This window comes from Oceanobacillus sp. NCCP-135 (assembly GCF_059698015.1).
In genome coordinates, this window is the sequence record NZ_BAAKSZ010000052.1 from 1 (window position 1) to 12576 (window position 12576).

Genomic DNA, 12576 nt, shown 5'->3' on the forward strand with positions numbered 1-12576 from the left:
AAAAAAATAAAACCTTTATTTTTTTGCTCGTAAAACTAGAAAAGTGGCACATCGCAAAAAGCTCTATTGATAAAAAGATAGAATTTTATCGAAGTTTGCGTTAGAATTAATAGGATATAAGAGTGTGCTAAGCAAGGATTGCAACAATGCCTTTAGAACATCTTCTATCTCACACTTTAGTCTGTATGAATTGAAAAGGAATGTAAACAAACTATGACCTATTTCGTAAACGTATTTCGAATCCTTTTTTCCTTGGATGACCACTTATTTCGCATCCGCAAAACAGAGAAAATACATAATCTATGGAAAGTAAGTTCATTACTTCTCCTGCTTAGTATCATCATCTATGCTTGGATGGCTTTTCTAGGAATAGGATCGGATATTATTTCAACAACGGCAGTACAGTTAACACCTGTCGAGTACGAGCAAAGTAAATTTTGGTTTATTATTGGTCGGATGGTGTATGCTGTTTTATTTGCTGCATTGATTCTATTTTTGCCAACACTACTATTTTATTTATTAACTGGGGCACCTTTTCGAAAACTGCTCATCATGCAGCAGGTCGTTCTTTTTGTTATGCTGATCGAACGAATTATCTGGATTCCGCTAGTTACGCTAACGGGACTGGATTGGTATGTTTCGCCGTTATCGTTTGGCATAATTGCATCCTATATTACAGGGGCGTCTTGGGTTATTTACTTTTTTGGAGCGATTTCGCTTTTTCAGTTATGGATTATTTGGTTTCAGGTAAAATATTTACGCTCATTTACGGAGATAAAAAAACGATGGATTTGGCTTAATGTTATCGGGCTGCATATTCTATTCTGGTGTGTAACTGCACTGTTAGCTTTTGTTGACACGTATATCGTAAGTGGGTGGTTTGGATGATGCAAAGAAGACTTATTTTGACGGCAATCGTATTATTTATTGGTGTTAATATTCTATTAGTTTTTCTTGATGATGAAAATAAAATTGACAGAAAATCGTATATAAAAAATTGGGCACAGGCATTTGAAGCAGATGTGGCGGATAAACTCGTTAAACCTGGTATTCTGGCATTTATGGAGGAAAACCATATCTATTTTGATAAAACATTAGGCAGCTTTCAGGAATTTTTCGTTGAAGAAGGAAATGCAGTTAATACGGGTGATCCACTATACTCCTATACAGTTACTAATTATTACGAAACAGAAGGAATGCTGATGCAGGAAACAGAACAGATAAATGGTGAAATAACAGCTATTCAATCGGCGATCAGGCAAATGACGGGCTACAGGATTCCATCTTCCAATTCATCAAACTCTACCTCATTGGGTGGGGATCTGTCAGAAGGTAATATAATTATTGAAAATCAAAAAGATCCTGTTGAAGCGGAAATAATGAAAGAACAATATCTGATTGAGAAGGAAAAAGAACTGGATCAGAAAAATGCCCAGTTAGATAGTATTCAATCTCAATTGGATGAGCTTCGGACAACCGGAGATACGATTACGGTAGAGAGTCCATATGATGGGCTAATCAAAACGGTTTCAGTGTCATTAAGTGATCCGATTATTACAATTGAAAATACACAGCTACATGCAGAAGGCGAATTGACAGAACAAGAGCGTACAACGATTGAACAGGGAATGCCTGTTGCTGTTAAGGTTACAGAAAAAGAAGCGCTTGTCGAAGGTGTAATTGATAAAGTGAGCGAATCCCCGAAAGAGATTCAGATAGAAGGGGAAAGTGTTTATCCTTTTCATGTAACATTTAATGAAGCTGCAGAGCTTGACGATCTATTGCCTGGATATCATGCGAACCTAGCCATTACAGTGAAGGAATCCCTTGGTGCCACCGCCCTTTTTGAGGATACTGTGTTTGCAAATTCTGTATGGAAATTGACAAATGAAGGTAAACTAATGGAGCAACCGGTTGAAACAGGGATTTATATGGACAACATGCAGGAAATTACAAAAGGGGTAAACACGGGTGATTGGGTAGCGCAAGAACGAACAGGACAATTCAGACATGGAGCTACTTTTATTACACCGCTTAAGCTAAACAAGAATACATGGAGTAATGTAGTTACTGCAGATGCACCGAATTGGGGGAAAAGTTTTGTCATCGGCCTATTTTCAAGATAAACAAGAAATCGGCACACGGCCGATTTCAGTTTATAAATTAGATACATTCCTTTTTGTATCATGCTTGATCTGACTGTGGTGGTATAAGACATTCGTAATGGCACCGACCATTAAAATCAGGCCTGTCAGGAAAAACCAAATCATTAAAATGATAATCCCGCCAAGGCTGCCATAGGTTGCTGAATAGCTTCCGAAATTGCTGACATAAAATGAAAAGCCTAAGGAAATCAACTGCCACAGAATACTTGCAATAAGTGCTCCCGGAATAATATGTGTAAATGGCAGCTTTTTATTCGGAGCAAATCGATATAACATCATAAGAAGTGCTGTCAGAACAATAATACTGATCACCCAGCGCAATATTTGGAATAAGATACTCATCGCTCCGGAGATTCCTAATAATGATTCTAATAGTCCTAGGATGACATTACCGAAGACAGGTAAAAGAATAGCAACAACTAATGCGATAATCATTCCAAGGGTTAAACCTAGTGAGATTAAGCGAACGGTGACGAATGAGCGTGTCTCCTCGACATCATACGCTTCGTTTGTCGATTTAATGAAGGCATTTATCCCTGCTGAAGCAGACCATAATGCACCAATAATCCCAATGGCTAAAAGGCCACCCTGTGGTGTTTCGACAAGGTTGACAATATTTTCTTCAAAAATGGCAGCTATTTCACTGGGTAGTACGTTATTCATAAATCCAACAGCATCATCAGAGTTTATCTTAAAATAAGGGATAAGTGCAAAACATACAATTAATAGTGGTACAACGGATAGAAGATAATAGTAACTCTGAGCAGCTGCTAATAAAGGAACATTATCTTCTTTGAATTTTTTCATAAATGCTTTTGCGAAGTTTGTAAGTTTTGACATAACAGTTCTCCAATCAATTAGTAGTTATTTTTTGTATACCCTTTATGATGAGGGTTAAATCTACATAAGTTTTATTTGCGAATACGAGTGGTATAATGCTTACAAGGGAGGGTAAATTATGGGAATAATATATTTGGTTTGTTTATTACTGGCAATCGCATTCGTAATTATCGTTATCTATACAGCACTTGTTTTGAAAAGATTATCAGATACAATGAAAACCCTTGGAAAAACCTTAGGTGAAGTAGAAACAAAACTGCAGCATATTACCCCCGAGCTAAGAAAAACAGTTCAGGAAACAGGAAATATGGTGGATGATATGTCTGATAAGATAAAAGCGACAGATAGCCTCTTTGACACAATGGGAAATGTTGGTGTTTCCGTAAACTCCGTCAATCAGATTTATAATCACAATTCTAAAAAGCTTTCTGATGAGGAATTTGATTCAAAAATGAAACCAGTTATTGAAGGGATTAAATGGAGTGAAGCGGCATTTCTCTTGTACTCCAAATGGAAAAAACAACAAACAACAGCAACAAACAAAGCAAGTCTAGACGAAAATACAAATAACTTAGGGAGAGAGGGATAAACATGGATTTGACTGGAATAGGTGTCATTATTATCGGTGTAGCATTGCTTGTATTAGCAATTTTTATTGCCCATACCTTAAACAACCTGGCAGGTGTACTTCGTGGAATCGAAAAAACAGTGGACAGATTGCCAAATCAATTGGATGATGTATTTAAAGAAACCGGTAATCTAATCGGTGAGAGTAATAATACCATTGCGGATGTCAATGATAAATTAAAGCAATTAAGTCCATTGTTCTATATTGTCGGAGATGTCGGAAATGTAACGAGAAGGTTTTCGTCATCTCTTGTTGATGTAACAGATACACTAAAAAAGAAAACAACGGACACGAAAGAAATTACAAAAGAGAATAATCTGGGTGGTTTGTATGGATCCTTTGCACTTGGTTACTATATGATGAAAAAACGCAGACAAATGAAACAAGACAAGGGAGAAGGAGCATCCATGAATGGACAACAAGATTAAACGAAACCTCCCATTAATTACAGGTGCTATAAGCGGCATTACAATGGGCTGGATAATAAGAAAGTCGAATTATCAACGACAGAAGCTGGAAGAAAACAATACGGTCATCGAAAAAATAAAAAATTATGAGAAAAAAGTGTACGAAGATGGGCAGAAACGCGCCAATCAAATTGATCAGATTAAAAAAGAAGTTGAAAAGAAAGTAGCGGAATAATATTTCTCTCGAATTTGTTGCATTCAAGAATAAACACACGAATTTTCTTATTTGAAAAGTGTCGTGTGTTTTTTGTGTCAGATGCTTTCTGAACGGGAATGAAGGTATAGAAAAAACGACGTAACATATCGCTCCGGAAATTTACTCAGTCCTTGAGGGATAAAGACTGGTGCAAATGGCTGAATAAAGGACTTTATGTGTCCGAACTTCAGAAAAACAAGGTCAAACGGTTATATAGAACGATTCTATGTGTCCGAACGTCGCCGTATATTTCTACTGCGAAGTGCAATAAATTTCATCAAAGGATCCTTAAATAAAAGGCTAGAAAAAAAGATGGATAGGAGCTTGAACTCACAAGCCCTTTCTCCACCTTAGTTCACATCGATAACATTACGTTCCTTCGCAAACTTTCTGCTTTTCTGAAAGATAAAGAACCCTAATGTCAGTGCACCGTATAACCCTTCCAGATTTTTGCGATGAGTTAATTCATTTGCTGCTTCTGTTTTTGCTTCCATTTTGGTAACAGCTTCGACCATGGAAGAAGACAAGTGATTGGAAGCCCTCGCAACATCTCCTACAATATAAAATAATGGGCTCAATTCCTTCACCTGTGAATTGATCTGATTTAACGTATCTGTGCCTGCACCAATTGCAGCTTTTGCCTGTGAAGTGATGTCTTCTACCGTTTGTGGTAATTTATCCGTTGTTCTCTGCAGACTAGTAAATACACCAGCCAGTTTATTTAGTGGCTTTATCAGAAGAACAACAAGTGCCAATAGTGCAATACCTATCACTAAAACCCCAATTCCTAACCAATCCATAACAAGTATCCCCTTTCTGATGTATTTATTTCTTTTATAATACCATTACTTTATAATAATTAAATATTTGTATCAATAGTATTGCTTGTAAATATAATACTATGAATTGTCATAAAGCTCCAACTCGTCCCATAAACTAAGAAATGAGAAAATGTAAGGGGCGAGTATAATGAAGCGTGTAAATAAGTTTGCAATGTGGGGGATGGGTGTTCTTTTACTGGCGTTTCTTATTCAATTTCCAATTCAGCAAAGTGAAGAAACATGGGGTTCTTCATGGTCACTACCACTTTCGGGGAAAACGATTGTCATTGATCCAGGACATGGGGGACCTGATGGTGGGGCAGTTGGCAAGGATGAGACAGTGGAGAAAGAAATTTCCTTAGCCGTGGCAAAAAAACTGCAAAATTACTTGCAGCAAAATGGAGCACTCGTTTATTTAACCAGAGAGGAAGATAATGATTTAGCAAATGATGATACAAAAGGACTTTCGAGAAGAAAAGCGGAGGATATTCGTAATCGACTGGCATTTATTCATGATAAAAATCCGAACTTTTTTGTCACCGTTCATTTAAATGCCCTTCCATCAACAAAATGGAGTGGTGCGCAGACATTTTATTACCCTGAATTTGACGAAAGCAAACATTTGGCTAAAATGATCCAATCGGAAATCATTCGCAATATGGAAAATACAACTCGTTCGCCACTAGCAATAAATGGTATTTATTTGCTGAAATATGCTGAGGTTCCAGGAGCCCTTGTGGAAATTGGCTTTTTATCAAACGAACAGGAGCGAGAACTCTTAAAACAGGAGGATTATCAGCAGAAGATGGCTGCAAGCATTTATGAAGGTATTCTCCGATATGCAACAGAGGATGTGGAAAAGCAGGAGGAAAAGTAAATCCCAAATTGCGGCTAAACAGCAAATTAAAGCCCCATGATTCATATCACTTAGATTTTGCGTGATTTGTGTTATACTTGCATGGACACGCTGTAATGGCGTAATTATTTTGCTGGAAAAGGTTGGTGGGATTTATGTTAACAAAAGACGAAATAGTACAACTTCTAAATCCGGTGATGGATCCGTTTTTACATAAAACTTTTGAAGAACTTGATTCTATAAAAAGTATCACAATCAAGGAAGAGAAAAATCATGTCAGTGTAAAAGTAGGCATCGGGAAAACGAACACTGGTGAGCAGATGCAACTACAGCAGGAAATTGTTGGCATCCTGAAGAAAAATGGTGCAACAACAGTTGGCCTTCGCTTTGAACAGCTCCCAGATGAGGTGATCCAAAAATATCAGCCTGCAGTAGAGCAGGAGAAAGAAAAATCATTAATGGGCGGGGGTTCCAATCCACACTTTATCACGGTTGCCAGTGGAAAAGGAGGTGTTGGGAAATCTACAGTTACGGTAAATCTGGCAATTTCCTTAATGCGACTTGGAAAAAAAGTAGGTATTATTGATGCTGATATTTATGGATTTAGTGTGCCTGATATGATGGGTGTAGAAAACCGTCCGGCAGTTCGCGGAGAAAAGATTATTCCAGTCGAGCGATTCGGGGTGAAGGTTATATCCATGGGCTTCTTTGTTGAAGATAATTCACCGATCATTTGGCGTGGGCCGATGCTTGGAAAAATGATCAACAGCTTCTTCTCAGAAGTGGAATGGGGAGATCTAGACTACCTATTGCTTGATCTACCACCAGGAACCGGAGATATCGCAATGGATGTGCATGAGCTACTGCCGACATCAAAAGAGATTATTGTAACAACACCACATCCAACAGCTGCATTTGTAGCGGCTCGTGCTGGACAAATGGCATTAAAAACAAACCATGAGATTTTGGGTGTTATCGAAAATATGGCTTATTATGAAAGTAAAACAACAGGGGAAAAGGAGTATGTTTTCGGTCAAGGTGGAGGTCAAAAGCTGGCAGAAGTACTAAAAACAAAAGTACTTGGCAATTTACCGCTGCAGCAGCCATATGAAGAAGAGGATGTTTTTGCTCCGTCGATTTATCAGGAAGATCATCCAATCGGAAAAGAATTTCATAAAATTGCTGCCAAAGTTATTGCGAAAATGGAAGAATAAAGGGAAGGGCGTCTCATTCAGAGGGCGCCCTTTTTATAATGGGTTTGAGTGTAGGGATAGATGTGTGAATGCTGAAGCAAGTGCCTTCATTCACGGATTCAAGCTGACGAATCCTGAACTCGGATGTGGTAGTCATCAGCGTCTGTGAATCTCATCGCTGAATTTTCACTCGCCCAAACCGTTACCAGTCCATCTGGGTTTTAATTACCAGTGCATGCCGGCCGTTGACCCGTGTACATAAAAGCCGGTGGATGACTATGAACTGCCACTGTTACCACCTTCACCAGCTCCGCCACCACCTTTTTCTCCTCCTTCACCATTGCCCTCGCCCTGTTGTTGTTGTGAATCACCGCCACTTTCTTGTTTTCCTTGTTCTTCAGCAGCTTTTAACAGTATTTCCTGAATTTTAGCTTGAAATAATGGTGTTTCCAGTGTTTGTTGGATGGTTTCTTCTAAATGGGAACGGAATTGCTGCCCTTTTAAAACACTTAATATTTGATCCGTTATTTCAGGGTTTTGCAATAGTTCAAGCATTTGCTTTTGGTAATCAGCGTCATTCATTAACTTTTTCATTAACTTTTTTTGTTCGTCTTCCATAGACTTTGCATAACCTTCAACAAATTTAGGGTCCTTAAATAAAGTGCTCCACATTTGAGATCCTTTTTCAGATACGAGCGTTTCATTTATTGACTGCTTAACAACATCGGATTGGATGACAAGCTCCTGTTTCATTTTCTCATCAGACATAATTTCCTGAAGTGCTTTTTTTCCATCTTCAGTCTGTAATATATCGACCACCATTTTTTTCGTCGTGTCATATTCACCTTCTTTACCAGAGGTTTCTCCCCCATTACATGCACTAATAAAAAAGATGGATAATCCAATAATTATTAAAAAGAATGAACGGGTCATTAGGAAAACCTCCTCGTGTACATTCTTAATATGAGTGACAAATTTAAAAAATATTCACTTCGGTAAGGAAAAAAGAAATGCTTCGTGATAAAATACCAATGGAAGGTTGTCTACTTGTGAAAGTTTATGCAAATTAATTTTGTACATATTTTGTAGGAGGAAATTGGATTGAATAGTCGTAAATTGGTAGGTTTCTTTTTTCAAACGTTATTTATTGGAGGATTTGCAGGTCTGATCACCAGTTTTTTTGTAAAAGCAGAAGATTACAGCAATATTCTAAACCCATTAGATATTATGGAGTTAATCGGGTTGGTTGTGTTTTTTATTGGATTAGGTCTTGTTTTTGCTGTTGTTAGTCAAACTGGATTTTTTGCTTATTTATATATAAATCGATTTGGTTTAGGATTTTTCCGTTCTTACTGGCCGCTCGTGCAGATTTTATTAATTGCCTTTGTCGTATTTGATTTAGTGTATTTTCCATACCAAGCAACCAAAGGAGAAGTATCCGTCTTTTGGTATATCCTGATGTCTGCAGCAATTCTGGGATATGGGTGGATTATTGCAAAAATAAAGGCGAAGGAGACCCAAAAGCATGCTTTTATCCCTGCGCTATTTTTAATGGTGGTAATTACTTCAATTGAATGGGTTCCTGGGTTACGAACAGAGGGAACAGACTATGCATGGCTGATGATCATTACTTTACTAGCGTGTAACACCTATCAGCTGCTTAAACTACATCGTATTAATAACAGTGTTAAGGAACAGGCAACAAGCAATGCCGCAAAAAATAAACCTGCAAAAAAAACAGGTGAAAAATAAAGCCCTGATGGTGATATCTCACTCACCACTCACCAGGGTTTTTTTACTCCACTAACTCGGAATCAGCATGTGCTTGGTTGATTAATTCTGTTATCGTCACATATTGAAATCCTTTACTTGTCAATCCTGGCAGTATTGTCTTCAGAGCATCCGCTGTTTGTTTTGCAGAATCGGAGGCATGAAGCAATATAACATCCCCGTTTGCTGTTTGTTTCATTACTGTATCGGTAATGGCATTAGTTCCTGGGTTTTTCCAATCATTTGGATTCACATTCCAATGGATGACTGTGAAATTCATCTCTTTCGCTAAATCAATAATCTCTTTATTAAAATGACCACTAGGAGTACGCAATAAGTTTACGTCCTCATATCCCAGTTTTTGAAATACCTCATGTGCGTGCTGTAGATCTTTTCTAACTTGGTCAATTTCCTGATCAAGATAGCTTTTATATTGGTAACCTAACATCCCAAGCTCGTGCTTTGCTTCCGATATTTTCTCTACGATGTCTGGATGACGTTCTGCCCATTCGCCACTGACAAAAAAGGTGGCTTGTACTTCGTTTTGTTCCAGTTGTTTTAAAATATCAAATACTTTTTCCTCGCCCCAGCTTATATTGAAGGTTAAAGCAATATTAGGTTCATTGGCATTTCCTTTCGTCAAAGCAACAGATTCTTCTTTGGAAAAAACAAATAATGATCCATTCTGTTCAAACAAAACAAAAACAGCTGTAAACAATGCTAAGAGCACAACAACGAGCCAACGTTTCCATTTATTAAATCGCCAAACATAGAAGTGTTGCATCAGTTTCCCCTCCTTTATAACATGTCCTTCTTTTTACTTATCCTATGAAAAATTATGTAAATTAAGAACAGGTTACCTGATTCGGATAACAAATATAAATGGTTAAAAGATTTTATGCAAAAAAATTACTGCTCAGAGAATCGGGTAAAACCAGCCTCTTCTTACGGATAGGGAATTACCATTTTGGGAAACCGGTATAATATAAGTGCTTTTATTTTGAAGCATTTACATCACGGATGAAAAGTGTTTTTCGTGAAACTAAGACATTCGATATTTGGGTTTCTCGATAAGCAAAATTTCTAATAAAAATAGAGAATGATGGATGAAAACCTAACCTACTTGGGAATAGTAACCGTAATGGAGAAAATTTGGGGACTTTTTTATACAAAAATCGTCAATAACCGACAAAATCTGCAAGTACTAACGAATAATTATTATAGATTCACTTTATAAAAATAATTAATGTGAAAAGATAGTAAGGGTTAGTAGAAGAAGTTGAGGTGAAAGTAATGTTAGGTTTATTAATGAACGATATGGAACAAAAGGAAATTGAATATCTGCTTAAAAGAGAATTAGAGGAATTGCTTATGGACATGGAGGATCATCGAATTGATCATATGGTAAAACGAGCAATGAGAGAAAGATATCAGATTTTATTTCAATTATTCCGTCGGCTAGCGAGTGAAAAGGAATGTATTAAATACATGCCTAAGCGAAGTGAAAATCAATAAACTATAAAGAATCTTCATTAGGGATGCTGGAAATGCCTTTATTCGTTTAGCCCTATAGAATAATAAACAGCATAAAGATAATTTTTGCTTTTTATTGGGTGAAGGCGAGGAGCTTTTAGACTATTGTTATATATTTGTTTCTATTATGCCATAACAGCTGAACTACGATTCGCTTTATTGCAGGTAAACCGTGAGCTTCCTCGGCTTGTAGTTAGCATGAGAACCTCATCCTAATCACTGTTTTGAGCAGACAAGGAGAGCTTCTAAAGCGGTACATCCTTGTGAGAAAATAGATCTGTAGCTTTGATGTAGTCGTTGTGTATTCACGCTACTATGCAAGTTTTTAGCATCTTAAAACAAAAAAACTTTACGGTGGGACGAGTAATCGCAGTCCTAAATCTTTTAGTAGCCAGGCCTTTTAAATAAATGAATAACATTAAGAGCAGAACTAAAGAGATTGCAGATTTACCAACTAATGCATGAAATTTCTTCGCCATGAGGTACAAGGGTTAAGCAAGCAATAAAAAAGTATTTTTTAGCAAATTAAGACTGGACTCCATTTATCAGCTATGAGATAATATAAGCGGCTCTTTCTCAAAGCCAATGATATAGTCAGCTAAGCTCATCTGGAATTAGAAATCAATCCTAGTTTCTTTGCGGCTAAAAGAGGCGTTTCCGTTACTAAACTGAAACCATTTCCTCGTATCTATCACCCTTTTTGAGAAAGAGCCATATAAGCGAGTTACTCTAAAGGGAGGGCTATACGATGCCGATGAACGCTGATAATGATACCAGACGAATATCCGGTCGTATATTTACGGAAGGTGAACTTGATGATGTGAGAGAAACAGTTGAGCTGTTTCCAGAGCTTAGTTTTACAGAATTGGCTTTAACAATTTGTGAAGGGCTGGAATGGTTCACGGCAAATGGAGAATATAAGATTGCTTCATGTCGAACTCTATTAAAGAAGTTAGAAGCTGAAGGACAGATTGTTCTGCCAAAGATACAATCTCCCGTGGAACGCCGTACAGAAGAGGTACATCCGGGATCTCAAACAGAACCTGATGAGGAGTTATATGGAGGTGTATTTGACGTCACTCCAATTCGACTGATCAGTGCGGCCACAAAGGAAAGCAGGCAACTGTGGAATGAGTATATGGAGCGCTATCACCCATTGGGCTATAAACGACCATTCGGTGCCTACCAGCGATATTTTATCGTTGGGACAACTCAAGCAGGTACCCGCTATCTGGGTGAGATGTTGTTTTCTGCCTCTGCGTGGGCACTGGCTGATCGCGATAAGTGGATCGGATGGAAGGAGGCTGACCGAAGTCAACGACTTAATTTAATCGTTAATAATACACGATTTCTTATCTTCCCATGGGTTAAAGTGAAAAATTTGGCGAGCCATGTGTTGGCCATAGCAGCCAAACAAATTCCTTCAGATTGGCAGGATCGTTATGGTTACGCTCCAGTTCTTCTTGAAACCTTTGTAGATACAGAACGGTATAAAGGTACATGTTACCGGGCAGCCAATTGGATTGAAATTGGTCAAACTGCTGGACGAGGAAGAATGGATCGGTATTCCCAGTATCTGTCGAGTCCAAAACGCATTTATATGTACCCACTGCGCAAAGACTTCAAAGCTATTCTATGTGCGCAAAAGGCGGTGCCTATCAAAGAGCAACAATAACACAGTCATCGTCCCTGACTATGCGGCACGAAAAAGAAAATAACGTGAACTGCGTGAACAGAAAAAAGGAATTAGACTATCGATCAACTAAGACATTAGCAACCGCAAGTGCTCCGCCAAAATCACGGATGAAGAAGGAATGTGAGAGGTAACCTTGCTTTTTAGCGATTTTTTCTTAAAAATTCATTTTCGTTGGATGTTGGATAAGGGAACTTTTAAAAAGCAATAAGAGCACTCCGCAAGATAGTTGATGTTTTTATGCGACAGTTTTTTTATAATTTCTATTGATCTTTTAATGAAGTTATGCTATATTAATTTTTGTTGTCATTTGACGAAACAAGTTTTCACTTGAAAGAAAAAATCTTCAGAGCTAATTGCGATGTCTCAAAGTGCAAGTGTACCAAGGTGTTAAGGACAAGGCTAATTTTATTT

General features: G+C 37.8%; 14 protein-coding genes. 10 read left to right on the forward strand and 4 right to left on the reverse strand.

The window, feature by feature from the left end; translation table 11 throughout:
* Positions 1–213 precede the first annotated feature (213 nt).
* Positions 214–888: a hypothetical protein gene (locus AC6HVZ_RS18925; RefSeq protein ID WP_497559691.1), complete on the forward strand. Its 675-nt coding sequence runs from the start codon at positions 214–216 to the stop codon at positions 886–888.
* Complete coding sequence (locus AC6HVZ_RS18930; RefSeq protein ID WP_497559692.1) at positions 888–2126, forward strand: efflux RND transporter periplasmic adaptor subunit; 1239 nt, start codon at positions 888–890, stop codon at positions 2124–2126. The genes AC6HVZ_RS18925 and AC6HVZ_RS18930 overlap by 1 nt, the downstream gene beginning before the upstream one ends.
* A gap of 30 nt (positions 2127–2156) precedes the next feature.
* Here the strand turns inward: AC6HVZ_RS18930 and AC6HVZ_RS18935 are convergent, their stop codons facing one another.
* Positions 2157–3005 carry a YihY/virulence factor BrkB family protein gene (locus tag AC6HVZ_RS18935; protein WP_497559693.1) on the reverse strand — a complete coding sequence of 283 codons (849 nt, stop codon included), beginning with the start codon at positions 3003–3005 and terminating at the stop codon, positions 2157–2159.
* Positions 3006–3123: 118 nt separating this feature from the next.
* On the opposite strand from AC6HVZ_RS18935, the gene AC6HVZ_RS18940 reads away from it, so the two are divergent.
* Genes AC6HVZ_RS18940 through AC6HVZ_RS18950 form a run of 3 tightly spaced genes read left to right on the forward strand, consistent with a single transcriptional unit; the run spans position 3124 to position 4275 of the window.
* Entirely contained in the window at positions 3124–3594 is a 471-nt protein-coding gene (locus AC6HVZ_RS18940; RefSeq protein ID WP_497559694.1) for a DUF948 domain-containing protein, read from the forward strand.
* 2 nt (positions 3595–3596) lie between these two features.
* Positions 3597–4061, forward strand: a complete 465-nt coding sequence (locus AC6HVZ_RS18945; protein WP_497559695.1) for a DUF948 domain-containing protein — start codon at positions 3597–3599, stop codon at positions 4059–4061.
* The gene (locus tag AC6HVZ_RS18950; RefSeq protein WP_497559696.1) at positions 4045–4275 is read left to right on the forward strand and encodes a hypothetical protein; all 231 of its coding nucleotides are present in this window, start codon (positions 4045–4047) and stop codon (positions 4273–4275) included. Before AC6HVZ_RS18945 ends, AC6HVZ_RS18950 begins: the two co-directional genes overlap by 17 nt.
* Before the next feature lie 371 nt (positions 4276–4646).
* On the opposite strand, the gene AC6HVZ_RS18955 is transcribed toward AC6HVZ_RS18950, so the two are convergent.
* Positions 4647–5096 (reverse strand): DUF948 domain-containing protein, encoded by a 450-nt coding sequence (locus AC6HVZ_RS18955; protein ID WP_497559697.1) that lies wholly within the window; start codon positions 5094–5096, stop codon positions 4647–4649.
* 169 nt (positions 5097–5265) lie between these two features.
* Between AC6HVZ_RS18955 and cwlD the strand changes: the two genes are divergently transcribed.
* Together cwlD and salA are read left to right on the forward strand one after the other, a co-directional pair.
* Entirely contained in the window at positions 5266–5994 is a 729-nt protein-coding gene (gene cwlD, locus AC6HVZ_RS18960) for an N-acetylmuramoyl-L-alanine amidase CwlD (protein ID WP_497559698.1), read from the forward strand.
* A gap of 134 nt (positions 5995–6128) precedes the next feature.
* On the forward strand, positions 6129–7187 hold the full coding sequence (salA, locus tag AC6HVZ_RS18965; protein WP_497559699.1) for an iron-sulfur carrier protein/transcriptional regulator SalA: 1059 nt from the start codon (positions 6129–6131) through the stop codon (positions 7185–7187).
* A gap of 255 nt (positions 7188–7442) precedes the next feature.
* On the opposite strand, the gene gerD is transcribed toward salA, so the two are convergent.
* Positions 7443–8099, reverse strand: coding sequence for a spore germination lipoprotein GerD (gene gerD, locus AC6HVZ_RS18970; protein ID WP_497559700.1), 657 nt, complete (start codon positions 8097–8099; stop codon positions 7443–7445).
* Between the two features lie 168 nt (positions 8100–8267).
* Between gerD and AC6HVZ_RS18975 the strand changes: the two genes are divergently transcribed.
* A complete protein-coding gene (locus AC6HVZ_RS18975; protein ID WP_497559701.1) occupies positions 8268–8918 on the forward strand; it encodes a KinB-signaling pathway activation protein in 651 nt (216 codons plus the stop codon).
* A 43-nt stretch (positions 8919–8961) separates the two neighbouring features.
* Here the strand turns inward: AC6HVZ_RS18975 and pdaB are convergent, their stop codons facing one another.
* Entirely contained in the window at positions 8962–9720 is a 759-nt protein-coding gene (gene pdaB / locus AC6HVZ_RS18980; protein WP_497559702.1) for a polysaccharide deacetylase family sporulation protein PdaB, read from the reverse strand.
* A 509-nt stretch (positions 9721–10229) separates the two neighbouring features.
* Between pdaB and AC6HVZ_RS18985 the strand changes: the two genes are divergently transcribed.
* Positions 10230–10451, forward strand: a complete 222-nt coding sequence (locus tag AC6HVZ_RS18985; protein ID WP_497559703.1) for a hypothetical protein — start codon at positions 10230–10232, stop codon at positions 10449–10451.
* 766 nt (positions 10452–11217) lie between these two features.
* A complete protein-coding gene (locus AC6HVZ_RS18990; RefSeq protein ID WP_497559704.1) occupies positions 11218–12144 on the forward strand; it encodes a DUF4338 domain-containing protein in 927 nt (308 codons plus the stop codon).
* Positions 12145–12576: the final 432 nt, after the last annotated feature.

Excerpts from the sequence above, each read along its gene's own strand:
- salA (WP_497559699.1), top strand. The coding sequence starts at position 6,129 with ATGTTAACAAAAGACGAAATAGTACAACTTCTAAATCCGGTGATGGAT.
- AC6HVZ_RS18925 (WP_497559691.1), top strand. The coding sequence starts at position 214 with ATGACCTATTTCGTAAACGTATTTCGAATCCTTTTTTCCTTGGATGAC.
- AC6HVZ_RS18950 (WP_497559696.1), top strand. The coding sequence starts at position 4,045 with ATGGACAACAAGATTAAACGAAACCTCCCATTAATTACAGGTGCTATA.
- pdaB (WP_497559702.1), bottom strand. The coding sequence starts at position 9,720 with ATGCAACACTTCTATGTTTGGCGATTTAATAAATGGAAACGTTGGCTC.
- AC6HVZ_RS18990 (WP_497559704.1), top strand. The coding sequence starts at position 11,218 with ATGCCGATGAACGCTGATAATGATACCAGACGAATATCCGGTCGTATA.
- AC6HVZ_RS18930 (WP_497559692.1), top strand. The coding sequence starts at position 888 with ATGCAAAGAAGACTTATTTTGACGGCAATCGTATTATTTATTGGTGTT.
- cwlD (WP_497559698.1), top strand. The coding sequence starts at position 5,266 with ATGAAGCGTGTAAATAAGTTTGCAATGTGGGGGATGGGTGTTCTTTTA.
- AC6HVZ_RS18955 (WP_497559697.1), bottom strand. The coding sequence starts at position 5,096 with ATGGATTGGTTAGGAATTGGGGTTTTAGTGATAGGTATTGCACTATTG.
- AC6HVZ_RS18935 (WP_497559693.1), bottom strand. The coding sequence starts at position 3,005 with ATGTCAAAACTTACAAACTTCGCAAAAGCATTTATGAAAAAATTCAAA.
- gerD (WP_497559700.1), bottom strand. The coding sequence starts at position 8,099 with ATGACCCGTTCATTCTTTTTAATAATTATTGGATTATCCATCTTTTTT.
- AC6HVZ_RS18945 (WP_497559695.1), top strand. The coding sequence starts at position 3,597 with ATGGATTTGACTGGAATAGGTGTCATTATTATCGGTGTAGCATTGCTT.
- AC6HVZ_RS18940 (WP_497559694.1), top strand. The coding sequence starts at position 3,124 with ATGGGAATAATATATTTGGTTTGTTTATTACTGGCAATCGCATTCGTA.
- AC6HVZ_RS18985 (WP_497559703.1), top strand. The coding sequence starts at position 10,230 with ATGTTAGGTTTATTAATGAACGATATGGAACAAAAGGAAATTGAATAT.